The following is a 20386-nucleotide window of genomic DNA, read 5'->3' on the forward strand; positions in this document are numbered from 1 at the left end:
CTTCGGAGAGTTAGTGTCGAAGGAGACAGGTGCCTGGGCTGGGAGGGCGAGGGATGAGCGGGTTGCCGGGGGACACCGGCGCGGCGGAGGACGCCGCACTGACGCTGGCCGCCCAGGCCGGCGACGTATCGGCGCTGGCCCTGCTGCTGGAGCGGCACCGGCCCGGAATGCGCGCGGTGGCGCTCAGCCTGCTCGGGCCGGGGGCCGACGTGGACGACGTCATGCAGGAAGCGGCACTGGTGGCGCTGCGGCGGATCGTGGACGTCCGCGACCCGGAGGCCGTGGGGTCGTGGCTGCGCATGGTCGTACGCAACAACTGCCGTAACCTGCTGCGCGCCTCCCGGCGGGTCGAGCCCGTGGAAGAGGTGCCGCTGCCGCCGGACGCCACCACACCCGAGCAGGTCCTCCAGAGCCACGCGCTGCGGGACTGGATCTGGGAGGCCGTCGAGGCGCTGTCGCCGACCCTGCGGCTGCCGGTCGTCCTGCGGTACTTCTCCACCGGGATCACCTCGTACCAGCAGATAGCCGAGGCCTGCGCGGTGCCCGTCGGCACCGTGCGCAGCCGGCTGAGCCAGGCACGCACCGCTCTGGCCCAGGCCCTGACCGCGACCGCGGGCACGGCGCACGAGGACGTGCTCCGGCGTACGGAGGCGAGCTGGCAGGAGGCGCACGCCACACTCGATGCCGCAGAGCGGGGCGAGTTCGGCAGGGTGGTGAAGGATCGCTACTCCCCCGAGGTCTCGTTGCTGACCGGGGGCGCCCGGCTCGGCGGAGCCGGTCTGCTGCTGACGGGCATGGACAGCGACCTCGCAGCGGGCGTGCGTCAGCGTCCCCTGCATGTGGTGGCCGGCCGCTCTCTGGTCGTCTGGGAGATGGAACTGGTCAACCCGCCGGACGATCCGGACCACTGCCCGCCGGCGGTCGCCTGGATCATGACGCTGGACGGCGGCCGCTTCGACCGCGTCTCCCTCTACCACTCACCGCGCCCGCGGGCCGTGGCCGAGCCCGCCGCGGCCTGACTCCGTGTCTGCGCCCCGCCCCGGGTCATATGGCGCAGATCACACCCCGCCGATCGAACTTCCAGGCCTCCTGAGTGTCGTGTCGGTGTCACAGACACCTGCACGCCTCATGGAGGTTCCGATGAACAGGTCCCTTGCCCACACCGACCCGCTCGCCGCCGGCACCCACTCCTACCAGCTGGCCGGACTGGTGCAGCGCTACCACGTCCACGGCCACGGCCCGGTGTGCGTGGCCCACTCCGGCGGGCCCGGCATCTTCTGGGAGTACCTGCGCATGCCGGCCCTGGAAGAGCACCTGACCATGGTGTACGTCGAGCCCATCGGCACCGCCGAGGACAGCCGTCTCCCCTCGCACCCGCACGGGTACACCCGTGAGCGCTACAGCGGCTTCCTGGAGACGCTGATCAACCGCCTCGGCGTGCCAGAGGTGCACCTGCTGGGGCATTCGCACGGCGCTTTCGTGGCCGCCTACCACGCCCTGCACCGCTCCGGGCAGCTGGCGGGCGTCGTGCTGTACGACGGCGCTCCGGTGACCGGGCCCGAACACGCCGCGGAGGCGGGCCGCATGGTGGAGGCGTTCGCCGCGAAGCACGCCGGCCACCCGGGGCTGCCCGGCGTACTGGCCGCGTTCGGCGCGATGGCCGGCATCTCCGACGACGAGCAGACCGAGGCGGTCGCCCGGGGGGTGCTGCCGTCGTACTTCGCCGACTACTGGGGCAACGAGGAACGGCTGGCCCCGTTCCGGGACGCGGTCCGGGCCACGTACATCTCGGGGCTGGACGAGGACCTCAGGGCCGACGTCATCGATGATCGTGCCGCGCTCAAGGGACTGACGGTGCCGGCTCTGGTCGTCGTAGGCCGGCACGACGTGATCTGCGGCGTGCGCTGGGGCCTCGAACTGCACGAGCTGATTCCCGACTCGCGGCTGCTGATACTGGAGAACAGCGGTCACATGGGGCACATCGAGGAGCCCGAGCTGTTCGCGGACGCGGTCCGCCGCTTCGTTCTCGAGACGGCGGCCCCGCGGGACGGTGCCGTGTAGGCGATACGGCACTTCACGTGCGTCCGCCCCTCTCGGGCGGGCGCACGTGAACTCCGCAGGAAACCCGCTCGTTGTAGTAGCGGAGGACTCCCAACCCGCGCCGGGCCGCAGACGGAGGTCTGTGCGCGGCGTGCCGAGGGGCCGGGCGTCAGGGCGTCGATGTCGCTATGGCCACGGAGCCGCACTGGGACCTGGGGGTCTTCGCTCCCGGCTTCTTCGGGGCGATCGTGCGCGGGTCGACCGCTTCTCCCGGGGCTCCCTCGCGGTACAGGCCGTCGGGCAGGCTGTCACGGTCGTGGGGCAACAGGAAGAACACCCGGCGCTTGTACAGGCCGCTGTCGGGGTCCGGGGAGGCGTCCTCGTCCAGCAGCGCGTACCCGACCATGCGCCCGTCGCGCGCGTACGGCGGCTTGGTGTTGCGCCGCCTGGTCTTGTCCAGCGCCTGCCGGACGTAGTCGAGCCGTTCGAGGTTCTCCAGCCACACCACCTCGGCCTCGTGGATGAGGTCGCTCTCGGTCAACAGCGAACTCATGGCTGCAGCCTCTCCTTCGTCGGCGTGCTCCCCGGCCATGGGACATGGCCGGGCATCTGTCCGTGTCGCTCCGGCCCGCTCATCGCCAGGGAACGGGCCGCTTAGCGGGGGCCACCGCATCCGGGGCCCGCTCACCATCGTAGAGCGCACCATGACGACGGTGTAGGCCGCGTGGTGGAGAGAGCAGACGTACGGAGGCCGTCATGAGTGCTCCAGTAGGGCGATGCCAGGATAATATTTCCGGCCATTTGACTTGATCATGTCGGTGGGCGACGCCACGCCCACTTCCTGGCGGACGCGGTTGGCGAAGGCCCGGGGCGTCGCGGGCCGGATCCCCTCTCCGGCGTTGCACCACGAGCTGTACTCCGCGTAGAGCAGCCCCTGCTCCACCCGCAGGTCCTTGCCTGAATCGCCGCCACGCGTGCAGCATTCGGCGAGGAAACGGCCGATGTGGTCCTCGGTGGTGGCATAGGCCGTCGTGGCGATACGCACCCTGTCAGGGCCCTCCAGCGGGTCCCTGGTGCGCAGGTAGCGCTGTGCCCCCTCGATGAGCCACTGGAGGATGCCCGGCCCCTCGTCGCGGACGAGTTCGAAGGCGAGGTTGTCGATCCTGCGGTGCGCCGGCACCGTCCGGGTGAAGGGCAGCAGGCGGATGCGCCGCCAGAACGCGAAGCCGCCCGTGGAGACCTCCGGACGGTGGTTGCCCAGCAGCCACAGGTGATGGGTGGGGGTGAACGAGAAGTAGTCCTGCCGCATACGACGGGCCTTGATCTTGTCGCCGCCCGTCAGGAGCCGGACACGTGCCTCGTCGAACTTGTCGTTCGGCTTCAGCTCGCTGCACACCACCAGGCGGCGCCCGTGCAGTTCGGTCAGCTCGGTCGAGTGCTCCGAGAAGGCGCCCCGGTCCATCAGGAAGCCCGGCGGAGCCGCGTCCGCGTAGTCGCCCAGGATCTGGATCATGATGTCGAGCAGCACGGACTTGCCGTTCTTGCCCTCGCCGTGCAGGAAAGGCAGCACCTGCGCGCCCACGTCGCCGGTGATGGAGTACCCGAGCAGCAGGTGCAGGAAGTCGATCATCTCCCGGCCCTCGTCGTCGTCACCGAAGGTGTCGGCGAGGAACCGATGCCAGCGAGGGGTCTCCATGTCCTGGGGCGCGACGCTGGTGGCACGGGAGTGGAAGTCACGGGTGGGATCGGGCTTGCGCAGATGCCCGCTGTGCAGGTCGACCACTCCTATGGGGGTGCACAGGGCATAGGGATCCCCGTCCAGCCGGTCGGGGTCCACGGAGATGTCCGGTGAGGCCTTCGCCTGGGTGAGCAGGGCCTTCAGGCCGGTGGTGGACAGCGTACGCCGCTTGTGGTGCGCGAGTTCGCGGTCGCTGAACACCCCTCGCGGGTCGGTGAAGGGCATGTCCTCCGCCATCTCCCCCGCGGCCCACAGGGCGGCCTTCTCCCCTCCCGCGCGCTTCCACCGGTAGCCGTCCCAGGCGAACCAGCCCAGTCCCTCCACATGCCGGAACTGATCGCGATGCGTCTGCACGAAGAGACGGGCGTTTCCCCGGTCCGAGAGGGACGGAGGCAGCAACGGGGCCGAGGAGGCGGCGCCCTGCCCGAACGACGCCACAGGGGCGTTCGCGGAGCCCTGTGCGGGCAGACGTGCGGGCCCGGCGACCACTTCCACCGTCTCCAGGTCGAGCATCTGCTGAGCGGCGGCCTGCGGATCGAAACGCGGTGAGCCTTCGGCGCTGCTGCTCATGGACGTCCTTTGAGGTGGAGAGGGCGGACGGACCCTACGGCAAGGGCGTCGTCGACGATCTTTTCATTCCGGGTCTGCTGCCACGGCCGGGCGTAGGAGGCGACACGGACAAGTCGGTCACGAATGGCGGCGTGGTCCAGATGCCCCGCTCCGACCAGTCCACCGGCCGTGTAGGCGGCTCTGTTGAGCTTCTCGGTGAACCCGGTCCCCTCCGGGGCAGCGGCGCACTCGGCGACCAGGGCTATCAGGGGATCGACGAGCTGCTCTGCGGAGGACGCTCGCCGCTGCCCCCGCGCCACCGGGGCCGTGGCAGCTGCGACGGCAGCGGGCCGGGGCTCGATCACATGTCCCGTACGGCGGAGTTCGCGCCGGAGCCATTCCGGCAGTACCGCCGGACGGCGGGCCGTTCCCTCCGCACGGTAGACACCCTGCGGCGTGCGGGTTCCGGGGGCCACGATGTAGCCGCCGTCGGCGCGTACGTCGACCTGCCAGGCGAGCGCCGTGTGCCGGGCGGAGCCGGTCGAACACCTGTATCGCGTCGATGTGTCGGAGTTGCGGTACCAGACATGCAGACCACCCGAAGGAGTGCGCACGCGCAACGTGTTCTCGTCCTGCGCCGGCGAGGTTTCACCCCGATAGGCCGCCAGCAGAGCCAGTGTGTCGAAACCTGAGGCCAGCCCGGCGAGTTCCACCTGGTCGGGGATGGGGATGCCGGGGAGGAGCCGTCCCCGGTCCGGCACGGGCGCCTGGTGGGCATCGATGTCAATCACGACGAGGTCGGCGGGGCCACAGGCGACTCCGACACCTGGGGCGGGCGTGTCGGCCCACCAGCGCTCGACCAGGCCGGGATCCGTCGTGGCCGCGTGGAAGCCGTGACAAGGGCGTCCTGCGGGCAGACAGGGGCACGACGCCGGTTCGTGCCTGCGGCTCGCACAGCCGGGGCAGTTGCCGACGGGAGTCTTCCGCCCCGGGGTCAGGGGGTGAACCGGCCAGCCCTGGGCCGCACACCACCGCGCGACAGCCCGAGGCGCCCCGGGCGCAACTCCGGCTGCACTGCGGCTGCTCTCGTCTTGGCGCGGCACGGGAATCGTCCTCGTCACTTCCGTCTGCCCGATCACTTCACACACCTGGCGGGGGCGGTTGGCCCCGCCAGGGACCGAAGGGACTCTGATGCGAAAAGAGTGTAAGGCCCGCATGCTGAAAAGGGAGTGTCTGTCTGACCCGCGTGCCGTTCTATCAGTTTCGTGGGTCCCTTGGGTCCCTGGGTGGGCAGTGCACTCCCACCCTAGGGGCTGAAGGGACTGACCAGCACGGGGAACTCCGTCCGCCGGCGCGGGGAGAAAAGCGGGACAGCCCGGTCTCTGGCGGGGGCTGAGGGACCAAAGGGTCCAGGGACCGGAGCGCAGGGGCTGGAAATCTGAACAGTCCCTAGCCCTGCGGAAGGCATCAGTGCAGGTCAGAGACTTGGGGTCTCTCAGAGCAGGGACTGTAGGGACTTAACTTCGCAATTATGAGCTGTAGTTGATGTGTGTGTTGTATGCGCACGCGCGTACGAATACATCTCTTCTCTACGTCATAATTGCGTTTTTCGGTCCCTACAGTCCCTCTCAGCCCCTGCGTCAGCCCTCTGACCTGCACAAAGCTCAGGGACCAAGGGTCAGGGACCGAAAGACCCGCAGTCCCTCCGCCCCTCCCTCCGGGCCCTGTCGGCCCCTTGAGTCCCTCCCCCGCCGCCCTGTACCTCGCCGGCCCCGGCAGAGGGACTGAACCTCTTCGGTCCCTGCTGTCGTTACCTCCATGTACGGAGCAACGTTTCTCCTCGGCCCCTGGGTGGGGTCCTCCCCCGCTGGAGCCGATACGTCCCCTCGAGGAGAAGTCACGTGGTCTATTTTTAGCATCTTTTTACCGAGAAGGTGCTTTTGTCGGGTTCGAAGGGCGTGTGCAGGGTCCCTACCGCGTGTGGGTGTGCGGTGTCCGCCGTCGCTCCCGTTCCCCGCCGACTGAGCGCGCCGGGGGTTAGCCCTACTTGGAGCTGTGCGGGTAGCACGATCGTCTCGCGCGGTCGCATCCGGAGATGCTGAGGCCGTATGCGGCTGGTTTCCCCGTGACCCTTAGGAGTTGGCTGGTGCGTGAGCAGGCATGGCAGATGTTTCGTTCGTCCGGGCGGCGGATCGGTCAGCGCGGAGTCGTGCCGACCGCGGTCGCGATAGCCGCGGGCGTCATGACGATGGGCGTCCTTGCCCCGCCCGCGGTCGCTGCCCCCGCCAGGCCGGACAGCCTCCAGACGGGTCTGAACAAGCTGGTGCACACTGACGGCGTGCCCGCCGCGCTGGCGAGTGTCACAGCCCGTACCGGCCCTACCCGCACCTACACCGCAGGGGTCGGCGACCTGGCCACGGGAGCGAAGGTGCCCCGGGACGGTCAGGTGCGCATCGGCAGCAACACCAAGACGTTCACCGCGGTGGTCGTGCTGCAACTGGTCGGTGAAGGCAGGATCGGCCTTGACGCCCCGGTCGACACCTATGTGCCGGGCCTCGTCCACGGGGACGGGATCGACGGACGCCACATCACCGTCCGCCAACTGCTCCAGCACACCAGTGGACTGCCCAACTACAGCAACTACCTCAGCGACGACATCCGCTACTACGACCCTCGCGAACTCCTCGATCTCGCTCTCCAGCACAAGGCCGACTTCGTCCCCGGCACGAAATGGGCCTACAGCAACACGAACTACCTGGTGGCCGGTCTGATCGTTCAGGAGGTCACTGGCCACCCCCTGGCCGAGGAGATCGAGCGGCGCGTCATCAAACGCATCGGACTGCGCGACACCTACTTCCCCGCCCCCGGCGAGGTGATGATCCGGGAGCGTCATCCCAAGGGCTACTACCAGGATTCGGCGGGCGCGCCTCTGGTCGACGCCACGGAATGGGATCCTTCCTGGGCCTGGGCCGCGGGCCAGATGGTGTCCACCAACTCCGATCTGAACCGGTTCTTCACCGCGCTGCTGGACGGCCGGCTTCTCCCGAAGGCTCAGCTCGACCAGATGCGCACCACCGTCCCCGCCGGTTACCCCTTCCCCGCGGGCGCCCGTTACGGGCTGGGCCTCGTGAGCACGCCCCTGTCATGCGGCGGTGTGTACTGGGGCCACGGCGGCAGCATGACGGGATACGAGACCCGAGGCGGCGCCACCGAAGACGGCCGCGCCGCCAACGTCGCCGTGACCACGCAGCCGAGCCGGGCAGTCAAGGAGCGCATGGACGGTGTCGTGGACACAGCCCTGTGCCGCTAGTGCCGTGACCGTGAACAATCACCGGTGGTGTGGCGGCTGGGTGTCTACAGCGGTGGATGTCGCGCAGGTCAACCGGAGGTCGTGCCACGGCCTGTCAGTTGCCTGGTCTAGGGTCGCCCGCATGGCTGCGCTCTCCTTTCTGACCGCCGTCCGCGAGTCGTACGACACGGCCGCCGCCGATTACGTCGAACGCGTCCCGCCTCCTGCCGAGATGGACCCTGTCACGCGCGACGCTGGCGGGTTTTGCCGAACTGGTGCGGACGGCCGGTCCAGGGCCGGCCGCGGACCTGGGGTGCGGCCCCGGACGCGTGACGGCGCACCTGGCCAGGCTGGGGGTGTCCGTCTTCGGCCTCGATCTGTCGCCGAAGATGGTCGGGCTGGCCCGGCACGCCTATCCGAACCTGCGGTTCACTGAAGGCTCGATGACCGCACTGGAGACGAGGGACGACGAGCTCGGCGGCATTCTGGCCTGGTACTCCACCCATCACACGCCTCCGCAGTGGCTGCCCGCGGTGTTCGCCGAGTTCCACCGTACGCTCGCGCCCGGCGGTTACCTGCTCTGGGGAGACTATGTCGGCAATGAGCGGCTGCAGCCGAGGGAGGGCTATGGCCGTCCGGTGTCCTACGAGTCGTACCTCCTGCCCCTGGACCGCATGGTCGATCTACTGGACCAGGCCGGACTCGTCGTCACCGCGAAGGGCGGCCGCCCCAGCGGAGGGTGGTTCGAGTTGGCGAGGGTGAACTGCCGCAGCGGCCCGAAGTGCGCCTCGATCGGGTTCGCCCAGGAGGCGTTGGTCGGAGCGAAGCAGAACTCGACCTTGTTCCTTGCCGCCCACCGGCGGATCTTGCCACCCTTGTGGGCGGAGAGATTGTCGAGGATGACGTAGAAGGGGGCGCCGTCCGGGCGGGCCTCCCGGATGCTCTGCGCGAAGACTGTGGTCGGTGCCATTGCGACGCCGGTTGACACCCCAGCCGAGCGGGCCGAACTCGTCGAAGGCGAAGGTGCGCTCGGGCCGCTCGGTCAGCGCGTACTCGATCCGGTCCAGCTTGGCGTCGAAGTCGGGGTCGGTAGAGTCCTTAGGCCGGCCACCGGTGCTCCCGCGCCGCAGACGGCCGGCCGCTTGGTCGGCTTTCTCCGGGATGACGTGCCGGATCCCGCGTCCACGCAGGTAGGCGCGGGTGCCACGGTTGCTGTAGCCCGTGTCGGCGCTGACGCTGTCGGGATGTCGTGCGAGGCCGGCCGGTGGCCAGGCGGGGCACCCGGATCCATTCCATGACAGCCTCGAACTGGGTGCAGTCGGCCCGCTGACCGGGCGTCAGGACGAGCGAGAGCCCTTCGCCCTTGAACAGCAGGCCCGCAGCCGCGCGATGTCCGCAACCCCGGGCCCAGTGGCGCCCGCAGGAGCGCGGGCACCACCGACAGATGCGTCACAAGCGCGCGTTTTACGCGTTCGGGTCCCAGTCTGCGAGCTGCTCCATCGGCTCGGTGTCGCCGGTGGTCTCCAGGCCGTCGAGCGGGACGCGCTCGTAGAAGTAGAGGACCAGTTCGCTCGCTGCGCCTCGCATCGCCATGTCGCCCGGCTCCGCGTCGGCGGCGAGGTCGTCGCAGCGGACGCCGTCGGCGTTGAGGGTCAGGCGCCAGGAGCGACCCTCGGTCGTATGCAGGTCGATGGTCGCCGGCTTGAACGGCCAGGGGACGGTCGTCGCCGAGACGGTCGTCAGGAACTCGTCGACGCCCTCGACCGCGACGTCCGTCGGCAGCGGCTGTGCGGCACCCTGGGTGAGCTGGACGTCGTAGGTGTGGACGGCGATCTCCTGGATCTGGTGCCGGGCCACGGCTCCGCTGGTCTCCGGGGCCTGCGAGCGGCCCCACCAGGTCCAACAGCCGCGGTCCGGGCCGGCCTCGCGCATCGCGTCGAGCATGAGCTCGGTCGACTCGGCGAGCCAGGCGTCCAGGGCTTCGCGGTCGCGGGGCGCGGTCGGGGCGCCCTTCGGGTCCGTCCTCGCCGGGGGCTCAGCGCCCGGGCCCGCCGCGACGATGGCGGCCTGGCGGCGGCGGCCGTCGCCGAGGTGCTGCGCCAGTTCGCGCAGCGTCCAGTCCGGGCAGGTCGGAACCTGGACGTCAAGGTCGGGGACGGACGCGATCGCAGCGCGGAACGCGGCGGAGCGGTCTTCGATCAGCCGCAGGACCTCGGGGAACTCCAAGATGTTTTGCACGGCGGTTGTGTATCACGGCGCTCCGGCCGCCGGGTAGCGAATTTGTCGGACGAACGCATCGACGGCCGGGCGGAGCGCCGGCGCCGAAGCCGTCCTGAAACTCCGCGCACTGCTCGCCAACGGCGACTTCGACCGCTACTGGACCTACCATCTGGGCCAAGAGCACCAGCGCAACCACCAGGCCCGCTACCAACTCGCTGCTTGACCTACGAAGTCACTCCCAGCAATCCGCACCCCTGACCGATGTCAGCGGCCTGAGTAGTGTGTGCGGCCCGGCGGCGCCAGCGTCAGAGGAGTTGGACTCCACCTCCGTGCGCGCTCACCAGCACGCGGCCGGTGCCCGACACTCGCCGCCCCCGCGCGTCAAAGGGGGGCTCCTCCCAGGCAGTCAGGACCGCTCGGATCCGGGCGGAACTGGTCGCCCTGCTCGCGGAGGTGGTGCGGGAGGTGAGGCGCTCGGCCGCTCACGCGGGGGCTTCACCACAAAAGTCCACCTGAGCGCGGACGGCTACTGCCGGGTCCTCTCGCTCGTCCTGACGCCCGGTCAGCGGGCCGACTGCACCCAGTTCGAGGCTGTCATGGAATGGATCCGGGTGCCCCGCCTGGCCACCGGCCGGCCTCGCACGACATCCCGACAGCGTCAGCGCCGACACGGGCTACAGCAACCGTGGCACCCGCGCCTACCTGCGTGGACGCGGGATCCGGCACGTCATCCCGGAGAAAGCCGACCAAGCGGCCGGCCGTCTGCGGCGCGGGAGCACCGGTGGCCGGCCACTCGGCTTCGACAAGGAGATACGACAAACGCGCCTACGTCTACCTCGGCGCCGTCACCGCCGCAGCACTCGTCATCTGGCTCCGCTCATGATCGCCAGGACAGCCCCTAGGGCGTGTATCCGAAGTGGACCTTGAGCATGCGGTTGATCGACGGCATACGGTGACGGACCCGAACCGGGACGGCTTGGCGGGATGTTCCGCGGTGGTACGGGCCCTGGGGCCGGGCGTACGACCTGTTCCGCCATCGTCCGGACCCACCAGCACGTGACCACGTCTCAAGCCCACACCGCTTTGACCACGGCGTGGCCTGCTGAAGCCGCCCGGCCATAGAACCCTTGAAGCTTCCTGTGGTCGTCGAGGAACTCCTGCCTGACCTGCGCCTCATCCCAGCCGGACCAGACGAGCTTGGCACCGGCAACGTTCCACAGCTCGTCGAAAGAGACACTCGCGAGGAAGCCTGCGGCCTGCCCCACCCCAGGCGGCTCCAGAACCATCAGGGGCGGGTTGGAGGGGTCGGCGTCAGCGCTGTGTGCCACGGGGCGGCCGCCGTAAATCGGCTGCTCCCAGGGTTTGGCGGGGTCTGCATCGAGGACATCGGCTGCGGAGTAGAGGTCATTGACGGAGCTGAAGACCTTATTGAGCGAGCCGGCGATACCTGCCGCGTACTCGTCGGGGTGGTTGTCCCAAGCCTTGGACATGAACGCCGCAAGCCAGGTGTGGTCGTCCCGGATCTCGGATTCCGCGACGGCGCGAAGGTGTAGGTGGATGCTCACCGCGACGAGTCCCCCCGTTCGGCGGCCCGCCGGTCGGGCCGAACGGACAGAACCTACTCGAGGGCACTGACGGCGAGCTGTCCCGTCTTTCAACGCCGGGATGGTGTTCCCTTCGCCTCTGCTTGGATCACGGGCTATTACGCCGTAATAGCCCGTGATCCACGACCGTCCCCCGCTCGCAGAGGCCCTCAGTGGCACGGAGTCGATTCACAGTCTGTGAAACGGAGTTCGGTGGGGCAGGATGTCGGCATGAAGAAGAGCGCGCGAAGTGCGGGCCGTCCTACAAAACCGCTGCTCAAGGCACCCATGCGGATCGGCCCCCTCGATGCTCCGGCTGTCGTCGGCGAACTGCGCAAGGCGCACGAGGACGCAGAAGACCCGGACGTGGAACGCATGCCCGCCGATGACGAACTGTTCGGAGCGCTGCTGTATCTGGAGAAGCACGTCCAGGCGCTGCGGAGGCAACCACCTGAAGTGCAGCGTGCCGCTGCGCTGAAGCGTGTGCGGCTGTGGGAGTACCTGCGTGAGCAGACCGAGATCCGCCAGGTGCGAGCGGTGGACGACGCCCGCCGAGCGGGAGCCCAGTGGATCGAGTTGGCACCCGCCTTGGCTGTCGGTGCACCGAGCGCTGCCTACAACAAGGCGAAGCGACTGAAGGCCGTCGGGCTCATCGACGAGACCCCTCAAGCACATCCCGTGCGCCGGACGCCGGAGGCGGTCCTGGAAGCTGAGCGGCGGCTCGCCTTGGAGCAGGCCGCCGAGCGCCGAGCCCAGGAAGCGGCACAGCGCCGGCATGAACTTTTGGTGCCGGTTGCCACCCGGCTGATCGAGCAGCGCGAGTCCTTGCAGTGCGATGACGACGCTGACTACTGGCTGGAGGAGATCGAGGCGGTACTCCCCCATTGCGAGACTCCGCTGCAGATGGTCAGTCTCCACCGCTATCTCGACGCTGCCCTGCGGGCTCTGTCCAGACTGGAGAAGAGCACGGGTCGTTCACCAGCGCTGACTGACGAGGCACGGTTGGCTCTGGCCGCTGCGGTGGAGCTGCAACGGGGACAGGGTGCGCGCGACAACCTCGAATCCCCCGACTCCCCCGGCGCCGTGGCGTCTGGCGTGTGACTGCCACGGCGTTCACGGTGAGGCGGACAGATGGCCACGACCCGGAGTGGTGCCGGAGTCGGGGCCGCAGCCTCCCGGCCTATTACGCCGTAATAGCTGACCCGCTGTCCTGCCTCGCTACCGTGGTTCGTGGTTCGTGGTTCGTGGTGATGAGGTCGTGCGTTGTGCTGCCCCGAAGCTATTACGCCGTAATAGCTTCGGGGCAGCACCAGTCGGTGCGCTACGGGTGCCGGTGATCGCGCAGTTGGTGCAGGGGTGCTGGAGCGCTGCCGGGTCTTGCAGAACGTGTCCTTCCACCCGGTGTGCAGATCCTCGACGTCGACGATCGCGTCGCGAGGCACCATGATCTTGGCCCGGCGCCGGTGCCCCGTTGGTCTCTCGCCAGGTCATGGTCCTGCTGCGCCGGTACTTTTGTGACCGGAAGAGCTGTTCCCGCTGATCGAGGGCCGGACACGGCTGCTCAGGTTGTTGACTGCGCTGTCGGTGCCGGACCGTGCGCCGCGGGTGCTGGGGGGCCGAGTTCGCCTTCCGCAAGGGCTGCACCTACGGCACCGTGCTGGTCGACGTCGAGGCCGGCCGGGTCGTGGACGTGCTGCCCCACCGCACTTCCGAAACGTTCGCGTCCTGGCTCACCAAGCATCCTGGAGCCGAGATCATCTGCCGGGACCGGGCCAGCGCCTACACCAAGGAGGTCAGGAAGCCGATCCTCATGCCCTGGAAGTCGCTGATCGCCGGCACCTGTTGCAGAACAGCATGGTGAGGTGTCTGATCTGCTGTGGGGCGACGTCAAGGACTTCTTCGACCTGGATGAGATGGGGTCGCTGCCAGACGTGCGTGTCCCTGATGCCTCGGTGGCGGACTGGCAAGCGGTCCTCGATCTCATCAACGAGTGCGGCTGGAAGTGCCAGGGACTGGATGTGTTCTGCGGCTTCCTCCGGGCGATCGGACGACGGCTTCGGTTCGTAGAAGGTTCCGTCGCCGAACATCGCGAAGAGGACGTCGGCCCGGCGTCTGGCGAGGCAGAGCAGGGCTTGGGTGTGGTGCTTGCCCTGGGCGATCTTTCGGTCGTAGTAGGCCCGCGAGGCCGGATCTGCGAGGGCGGCGAACGCGGAGAGGAAGAAGGCTCGTTTGAGCTGCTTGTTGCCTCGCCGGGAGGGCTGTTCGCCGCGGATCGATGAGCCCGAACTCCGGGTCGCCGGGGTGAGACCCGCATAGGCGGCGAGGTGGCCGGCGGTCGGGAAGGTGCTGCCGTCGCCGCCTCGATGAGGATGCGGGCTCCGGTCCTGACGCCGACTCCCGGCATGGACGTCAGGACCTTGGAAAGAGGGTGGGGTTCCAGCAGTTCCTCGATCCGCCCGGCCAATAGCTTGCGCTGATCAAGGACAGCGGTGAGCGAGCTGGCCAGGCTCGGAACGATCAGAGCGGCCGCCTCGGTGCCCGGAACGGTGACGGTCTGCTCGTTCAGGGCAGTGAAGATCTCGTCAACCAGTCGCTCGGCCATCCGCGGTGCCTTCGGCCGTAACAGAGTGACCTATCTGCGCCTGCCCGCCTTGCGGATCTGGGCCGGTGACCCGACCGTTCCAGCAGCGTGAGGACGGCTGGGTGCTGCAGTCGGGGCCCCAGCACCCGTTCCAGTGAGGGGTGGATCTGGGTCAGTAGGCCGTGAAGTCGGTTGGCGACCCCGGTGGCCTCGCCTGCCAGGTCGCCGTCGAAGCCGACGGTCATCTCCAGCTCGGCGATCGTCTCATCCTTGCCGTCGATGGCCCGCAGGAGGTGCGGCATCGCGCGGGCGGCGTCGGCGGTGATGAAGGCGTCCCTCGCGTCCGTCTTGGCCTCGCCGGGATAGAGATCGGCGATCCGCCGCATCGTCAGCCCGGGCAGATAGGCGACCGGGCAGCCCATGTTCCGCGCGACGGTCAGCGGCAGAGCGCCGATCGAGGCCGGCTGGTCCACGACGACCAGCACCGTTCCGTGCTTGGTCTGCAGCTTCGCGAACAACTCGCGGAGCTTGGGTTCGGTGTTGGGCAGGCGCTTGTCGAACGCCTTCTTCCCGGCCGGGGTGACGGCGGTGGCGTGGTGTTCGCCCTTGCCGACGTCCAGGCCGAGGAAGACGCCGATGTCGCCGGTGTCGATCACGTGCAGGCCCCTCCGGCACGCTTTCGTCCGGCCTTGCCTGGGCATCGAGCTGCCACATTCACGTGACGGAGAGAGCCTCGAAGAAGGTAACGGGGTGGGTACGCGGGTGCGTGGACCGGCTGGCCTATTACGCCGTAATAGGTCTCCGAGGTCCACCGGCGTCCATAGTGGGCGGCCCATGATCTCGGCGCCGATGTCGCGTGCGTAGTCCCGCGTGGAGTAGTCGTCGAGGCTCCGGCTTCCCCCGGGGGGCGGTGCGCTTGGGCCAACTCGTCGGCGTCGGCCGGAGGTCGGGCTGCGGCTCTGCTGCCCGGGCGCGCGCCACTTCTGGGGAAGGACGGCTGCTTCTCGCCCGGCGCCGCTTGAGGGTACGTACGTCGGCAGGCATTCCCGATGTGGTGCCTAAGACGTCGTCAGCCGGGGACCGTCGGTGGTGACTTCCCCTATTGGGTGACGTGGCTGGGCCTGGTGGTGGGCTGATGGAGACATACGCGCGCCTGGTCGTGACCGTACCGGTCCGTCGTGGCTGACTTTCTGTGGTGCGGGAGCAGTGGGGGAGGGGGGCGTACGCGATGGGTGTCACTGCACCGGTCACGGGGTTGAGGGGAGTACGGGACCCCGTACGGCGCTGAGTTGTAAGAGGAGAGAGCGACGCCTCTGAAACACCTCTGACCTGCATAAACAGGGGTCATGACCCAGTCCGTGTGAACTGCCAGGCAGTTCCTGTGACAGCAGAGGCAGATCTGCGGAACCGGGTACTCAGTTCTGCGGATCGTGGCAGTCAGTTCTCCTGGACCGCCACCGCTGCGGGCAGAACTGCCAGGCGGTTCTGAGGGACTGCCAGGCAGTTCTCAGGAACTGCCACCACGTCCACAGGAACTGAGTACCGCTGTTTCACAGCAGCGGTAGATTGACGTCACGTACATTTCTCTCGAAGGCGCGGGCCGGCGTCGACGAGACGGCGCTGTGCTCTCCCACGCACGCGACACGGCCGACAGGCGGAGTTGATTGACTTCCTGCTCATGTACGTTAGGTTCATGAGGGCGGCTCAAATGGCCGCCCTCTAGGAACAGTGCGGCAATGACCCATGCACGGAGGGCCTGTTGGGAGCAGCACGCAGACTGGTCGACGCCGACACGGGCGAGCCAGTCCTCTTTGCGCCATACGCCTTCTCCGGCAGGCACACCCAGGTGGACAAAGCCAGGGTCGAAGCCATCACGGAGTCGAAGGCCTTCACCCCCAGCCAGAAGTTCCTGGTCCTCTGGTGGATCGGCGTCTCTCCGGAGGGGATGGAGCCGTTGCGGGCCACGGGGGCCGACATCGCCGCAAGGGTGGGCATGTCGACCGATGCCGTGGGGAAGATCAACAGGAAGCTGACCAAGCACCGGATCCTGGTCGTCCGTGGACGTATCGGAAATTACAACCTCTACCGCATCAGCCCTTACATCGCTTTCCACGGCACGGGCATGGAGCAGCGTGAAGCGGTGAAATCATGTAATCCGCCGGACATCCCGGGTTTCGACGAGAACACGCCAGCACGGTGGGAGGCAAAGTGACCAGCGACGACAGGCAGCAAAACCTCAAGCTGCTGGAGGCCACGGCCGGGATGACCGCCAACCAGCGCCTCGTCGTCATGCTCTACGCTCTGCACCCGACTGATCGTTCAGGCGCCGTTCTGGAGACCGCCGCCCAGTTGGCCAAGCTGGTCGGCATGGCGCCGCCCGTCTTCTCCAGGACGCGGAAGCAGGTCATCGAACTCGGGTGGCTCGAACAGACGGAGAAGATCGGCCACATCAAGTACTACCGGCTGACCCCGGGGCAACTGGGGGAGCGGGTCGTGGTTCCGTTCCGGCGGGCCACCTGAGATCTACGCTTTGCGGATCGCACCAGATGTACGTCACGTCAATGAGGTGCGATCCGCAGGACGCCTTTGACTGACGCCCAGGCAATCGTCCCGTGCCCCTGGCTTGCTGAGGCGGGTGTCAGTCGAGCTGATGCGATGGGCGGCCCGATACGGGTGAAGCGGGCAGTCCGCCTCATATCGCCACAGCCTTCGAACAGTTCGATTCTTCGCTCAGAACGATTCTCCCGTAACCGACCTCCGGAGCGCCGGAGAGGTTCTCGCGCTGAGGGCGGTCCACAGCGGCCCATAGCGGACCACAGCGGCCCGAGGAGTTCGGCTTCAGTTCGGCTTCCCGCTGCCGTAACGAGGCGCCCCGCCCAAGGTGGTTGCTTGGCGATGCCGTCCTACAGCCAGCCTTGCCGGGCCGCCTGCCAGGCGAGCTGCATGCGGGTTCCGGCTCCGGCGCGTTCCATCAGGTGCTGGATGCGGCGTTGGACGGTTCTGCGGCTGAGGCCCAGCTGTGAGGCGATCGCCTTGTCGGCCACCCCCGCGACCAGCAGGGACAGCAGCTTGCTGTCGGCCGGTGACAGCGACCGATGCGGGCCGGTGTCGTCCGTGGCCAGGTCACCCGTCTCGGAGAAGTGCAGCGGGACGGCGTTCTCCCAGTAGCTCTCGAACAGGGCGACCAGGGCGCCCAGCAGGTTGCTGTCCCTGACCAGCGCGGTGGTTGGCTGGTCGGGACCGCCGTGGGGGCCGCCGGGCACCAGCGGGAAGACGGCGACGGACCGGTCGGCGATCGCGAGGCGGAGCGGCAGCCAGGGGACGGCGCGGGCGGTCTCCCCGGCCCGCAGGCCCGCCATGACGTTGTCCACGGCCCCCTCGTCGTCGAAGAAGGCCTTCTCGTACAGCACGCGGTAGCGGACACCCCGGGCGAGGGCCTCGTACTCCTCCGTGTTGGTGCCGGAGGGCATCGCCACGTACTGGGCCCGGCAGAACCAGAGCATCTCCTGACGGGCGTTGGCCTGGATCTGTCTCAGCCGCTGGCGCAGGGCCTCCGCCCCGGTGATGACTTCCAGCAACTGCCCGGCGTCATGGCGGCGTACGGTCTCGCGGTGCGCCTCCAGCAGCCGGCCCGCCTCCGCCCGCGCCGCGTCCAGCGCGTCGGCGGTGTGCTTGACGCGGGGGAGGAGCGCCACGTCCGGGGGCACCGCCAGGTACATCCGAGGTGTGCCGTCGGTGTGGCTGGCCAGCCCTTGGAGCACCAGGGATTCCAGCACACGTGTGCTGTCGTCCTCGCTCACATGTGTGCGCCGGGCGACGGCGTCGGCGGTCGCTCCGCCCGTGGTCACGAGCAGGCGGTAGACGGTCTCCTGCTCATACGGGACTCCCAAGGCTTCCAGCATCCCGAAGGCCCCCTCGCTCGTCGTGGCGTGGACAGTCCGAGGACTGTACTCCAGGGCCCGGTGACGGCAGTGAGGGGGCGAAAGATACGTATGTACCTCTCGCCCCCTGATCCATGCGGTTCAGCGGCACTCGGCCCAGGCGCGGGTGACCGTCTGCCGGACGCTGTCGCCCCCCGAGTCCCGGGCGGTGACGCGCAGCGTCACCAAGGCGGTGCGGCTTCGGTGGTGCGGGCGTTCCACCGTGGCCCGGAACGTGTCACGGCCCCGGTCGCGGACGGCTGTCGCACGCCAGGTGCGGCCGTCGTCGTAGGAGATCTCCACCCGCACCCTCGTACCGCTGGGGCCGGGCGCGCCGTCCTGGGCGCGGACGGTGACGTCCACGGCGTACGACCCGGCCCGGGTGACGGTGTTGTGTGCGTCGGCCGGTACGGCGTAGTCGAGTTGCAGCAGGGGAAGCGGCGTGGCCTTGTCGGTGGTGTCGGATCGGAAGGACCAGGACGTGCTGGTCGCGGTCGCGTAGTCCCAGTCGGGGGAGGTACGCGAAGTGGTCAGCTCCAGGCGGTAGTCGGCGGGTCCGGCCGGCACACCCACGTCCCTCCAGGCGGTTTCGAGGTCGGTGAGCTTCGTCCCGTCGCGGTGGAGGGCCGCGGTCACCGTGTCCTTCGTGGCCTGCGCGCGGCCGGTGCCGATGCCGCCGCCGTCGTCGGTCTGGAAGCGGGACCAGTGGCCGGACTGCGAGTCCGTGAACTCGGGTATGCGCAGGCGCAGCATGTCACCCTGCCGCACGGTCGGCTCGGTGGCGCCGGCGGGGATCGACGGCCGGACGACGGCGCCCTGCCATGTCTCCGACGTCCGCGCACCGGGCCGGTAGGTCCGGGGGGCGTCACGCATGCCGAGCGCCAGCGGCAGGTCGGGGTCGTAGGTGGTGGTGTGGTGGACGAGGTGCTGCCAGACCGTGTCACCGGCGCTGACGTACTCGGTGCGGGTGAAGCCGGCGGGCACGTAGCGGTTGTACTGGAGCCATGCCGTCTCCTGGTACGGGCGCCGGGCGAAGCGCTGCTCGGCGGCCCAGCCACCGCCGCCGTTGTCCGCGTACGTTGTGTGCACCACGGCGCTGTCGCGGGCGGAGACGGTGTATGTGACGTGCTGCGGGATCTGTTGCCTGGCCACCTGCATGACGTCGTAGAGGTAGGGGCTGCGGGCCGTGCCGCGGAAGGTCACCTCGGTGGTGCGGCGGTGGATCCGCTGCAGGATGTCGGCACCGGTGGTGGCCCCGACGCGGACGACCGGCAGGGGTGAGCGTTCGCCGTCCGGGGTCCAGCGGGTCCAGGGGCTGTCGTCGAAGTGGACCAGGAGGATGCCCCTGGCGCCCGCCGCCGCGGCGTGTTCGAGGGCCGGTTGCAGGCCGGTGCCCTGCGTGTCGGTGAGCACGGCGAGGCGGCCGCGGACGCCGGTGAACGCAGGGGCGGCGGCGTCGCCCGCGTCGACCGCGCGCAGGGTGGTCCCGTGGTCGCCGAAGAGGGGTGAGGCCGGCATGTAGTAGGCGTCGAGCGTGCCGGGCCGGCCCGTGGCCCGCGCCTGCAGCAGCGGTGCGACGAGCTGCCAGCGGGAGGCGAACTCGAAGGTGCCCGTCCGCACCGGGGGAGTGGGGCTGACGTAGAGGCGCTTGGCGATGTCGAAGAACATCGTGCCCTGCACCAGGGCCTGGCCGCCGATCTCGCGGTAGGTCTGGTAGCTGAGCACGCCCCGCTGTTCGGCGGGTTCGGGTGTGCGGATCTGTACCGGCACGGTTCTGCGGGCGTCCACGGTGACCGTCGTGTCCTTGGTGACCGGCACCTCCGGCAGGACGACCTCGCGCAGTTCCTGGCCGTCCCGTGCGGTGCTGAGGAAGGTGTGGCTCACCTGGTAGGTGCCCTCCTCCACCTCGGCGGCGCCGTTCGCGGGGTCCGTGTAGCCGACGAATCCGCCGGGGCCCCAGATGAGCGGCTGCGCGGGGACGCGGTCGCCGTTCTCGTCGTACGTCCGCACGGTCAACCGGTGCAGCGGGCCGTGCACGATCAGGCTCAGCGTGGTGTGTACGGAGGGGGTGGCACCGCCTTCCGGGGTGCCGGTGACATAGCCGTAGTAGGTGCCCTGCCCGGCATCGGCCGGATCCACGGTGAGGGGGACGGTGACACTCGCGTGTGCGGGGAGGCGTAGGGAGGAGTGCGCGAGGCGGACGGCGTCGGCCGGGGCCGGGTGGCCGGCGGCGTCGGTGAGGTGGGGCCGCAGGGCCAGGGCGACGGACTCGCCGGAGGTGTTGGTGTAGGTCAGGTCGAAGGTGCGCGCCTGGTCAGCGGGGTGGAAGGGGCGGGGGGGTGACGCTGCCCGTCGCGGTGATCGTGCCGAGGGCCGGGGGGGGGGGGGGGGGGGGGGGGGGGGGGGGGGGGGGTGGGGGTGTGGGGGGGGGGGGGTGGGGGGGGGGGGGGGGGGGGGGGGGGCCCT

At 69.1% G+C, this 20386-nt stretch carries 14 protein-coding genes and 4 pseudogenes; 9 read left to right on the top strand and 9 right to left on the bottom strand.

The annotated features are described in order from the left end of the window. The first annotated feature begins 53 nt into the window (after positions 1-53). Complete coding sequence (locus ACZ5CW_RS23205; RefSeq protein ID WP_468604259.1) at positions 54-1019, top strand: RNA polymerase sigma factor; 966 nt, start codon at positions 54-56, stop codon at positions 1017-1019. Between the two features lie 121 nt (positions 1020-1140). Next, complete coding sequence (locus ACZ5CW_RS23210) at positions 1141-2061, top strand: alpha/beta fold hydrolase (protein ID WP_468604261.1); 921 nt, start codon at positions 1141-1143, stop codon at positions 2059-2061. Positions 2062-2209: 148 nt separating this feature from the next. On the opposite strand, the gene ACZ5CW_RS23215 is transcribed toward ACZ5CW_RS23210, so the two are convergent. From ACZ5CW_RS23215 to ACZ5CW_RS23225, 3 genes are all read right to left on the bottom strand, one after another. Continuing rightward, on the bottom strand, positions 2210-2593 hold the full coding sequence (locus ACZ5CW_RS23215; protein ID WP_468604264.1) for a DUF6009 family protein: 384 nt from the start codon (positions 2591-2593) through the stop codon (positions 2210-2212). A gap of 201 nt (positions 2594-2794) precedes the next feature. Beyond that, positions 2795-4348 carry a DNA primase family protein gene (locus tag ACZ5CW_RS23220; RefSeq protein ID WP_468604266.1) on the bottom strand — a complete coding sequence of 518 codons (1554 nt, stop codon included), beginning with the start codon at positions 4346-4348 and terminating at the stop codon, positions 2795-2797. Then, complete coding sequence (locus ACZ5CW_RS23225; protein ID WP_468604268.1) at positions 4345-5544, bottom strand: bifunctional DNA primase/polymerase; 1200 nt, start codon at positions 5542-5544, stop codon at positions 4345-4347. The genes ACZ5CW_RS23220 and ACZ5CW_RS23225 overlap by 4 nt, the downstream gene beginning before the upstream one ends. A 950-nt stretch (positions 5545-6494) precedes the next feature. Here ACZ5CW_RS23225 and ACZ5CW_RS23230 point away from each other — a divergent pair. Next, a complete protein-coding gene (locus ACZ5CW_RS23230; RefSeq protein WP_468604454.1) occupies positions 6495-7637 on the top strand; it encodes a serine hydrolase domain-containing protein in 1143 nt (380 codons plus the stop codon). Between the two features lie 121 nt (positions 7638-7758). Beyond that, positions 7759-8335: pseudogene (locus tag ACZ5CW_RS23235) on the top strand (class I SAM-dependent methyltransferase); the annotation flags it as partial. 17 nt (positions 8336-8352) lie between these two features. Here the strand turns inward: ACZ5CW_RS23235 and ACZ5CW_RS23240 are convergent. Beyond that, positions 8353-8839: pseudogene (locus ACZ5CW_RS23240) on the bottom strand (transposase); the annotation flags it as partial. Positions 8840-9080: 241 nt separating this feature from the next. Next, positions 9081-9854: a maleylpyruvate isomerase family mycothiol-dependent enzyme gene (locus ACZ5CW_RS23245; protein ID WP_468604270.1), complete on the bottom strand. Its 774-nt coding sequence runs from the start codon at positions 9852-9854 to the stop codon at positions 9081-9083. A gap of 296 nt (positions 9855-10150) precedes the next feature. Between ACZ5CW_RS23245 and ACZ5CW_RS23250 the strand changes: the two are divergent. After that, positions 10151-10719 (top strand): annotated as a pseudogene (locus ACZ5CW_RS23250) (transposase); the annotation flags it as partial. Positions 10720-10903: 184 nt separating this feature from the next. Here ACZ5CW_RS23250 and ACZ5CW_RS23255 read toward each other — a convergent pair. Next, complete coding sequence (locus ACZ5CW_RS23255; protein WP_468604272.1) at positions 10904-11401, bottom strand: DUF1877 family protein; 498 nt, start codon at positions 11399-11401, stop codon at positions 10904-10906. 249 nt (positions 11402-11650) lie between these two features. On the opposite strand from ACZ5CW_RS23255, the gene ACZ5CW_RS23260 reads away from it, so the two are divergent. Together ACZ5CW_RS23260 and ACZ5CW_RS23265 are read left to right on the top strand one after the other, a co-directional pair. Next, entirely contained in the window at positions 11651-12520 is an 870-nt protein-coding gene (locus tag ACZ5CW_RS23260; protein ID WP_468604274.1) for a hypothetical protein, read from the top strand. A 493-nt stretch (positions 12521-13013) separates the two neighbouring features. Then, complete coding sequence (locus tag ACZ5CW_RS23265) at positions 13014-13280, top strand: transposase (RefSeq protein WP_468604276.1); 267 nt, start codon at positions 13014-13016, stop codon at positions 13278-13280. Between the two features lie 193 nt (positions 13281-13473). Here the strand turns inward: ACZ5CW_RS23265 and ACZ5CW_RS23270 are convergent. After that, positions 13474-14701, bottom strand: a pseudogene (locus ACZ5CW_RS23270) (IS110 family RNA-guided transposase); the annotation flags it as partial. 1058 nt (positions 14702-15759) lie between these two features. On the opposite strand from ACZ5CW_RS23270, the gene ACZ5CW_RS23275 reads away from it, so the two are divergent. Both ACZ5CW_RS23275 and ACZ5CW_RS23280 read left to right on the top strand, forming a co-directional pair. Then, positions 15760-16212, top strand: coding sequence for a MarR family transcriptional regulator (locus tag ACZ5CW_RS23275; RefSeq protein WP_468604278.1), 453 nt, complete (start codon positions 15760-15762; stop codon positions 16210-16212). Next, positions 16209-16520 carry a cyclic nucleotide-binding domain-containing protein gene (locus ACZ5CW_RS23280; RefSeq protein ID WP_361621145.1) on the top strand — a complete coding sequence of 104 codons (312 nt, stop codon included), beginning with the start codon at positions 16209-16211 and terminating at the stop codon, positions 16518-16520. Before ACZ5CW_RS23275 ends, ACZ5CW_RS23280 begins: the two co-directional genes overlap by 4 nt. A 383-nt stretch (positions 16521-16903) precedes the next feature. Here ACZ5CW_RS23280 and ACZ5CW_RS23285 read toward each other — a convergent pair whose 3' ends face one another. Next, a complete protein-coding gene (locus tag ACZ5CW_RS23285) occupies positions 16904-17902 on the bottom strand; it encodes a helix-turn-helix domain-containing protein (protein ID WP_468604280.1) in 999 nt (332 codons plus the stop codon). A 120-nt stretch (positions 17903-18022) separates the two neighbouring features. Then, entirely contained in the window at positions 18023-20059 is a 2037-nt protein-coding gene (locus tag ACZ5CW_RS23290) for a hypothetical protein (protein ID WP_468604282.1), read from the bottom strand. Positions 20060-20386 lie beyond the last annotated feature (327 nt).

It is taken from the genome of Streptomyces sp. NPDC031379 (assembly GCF_055569615.1).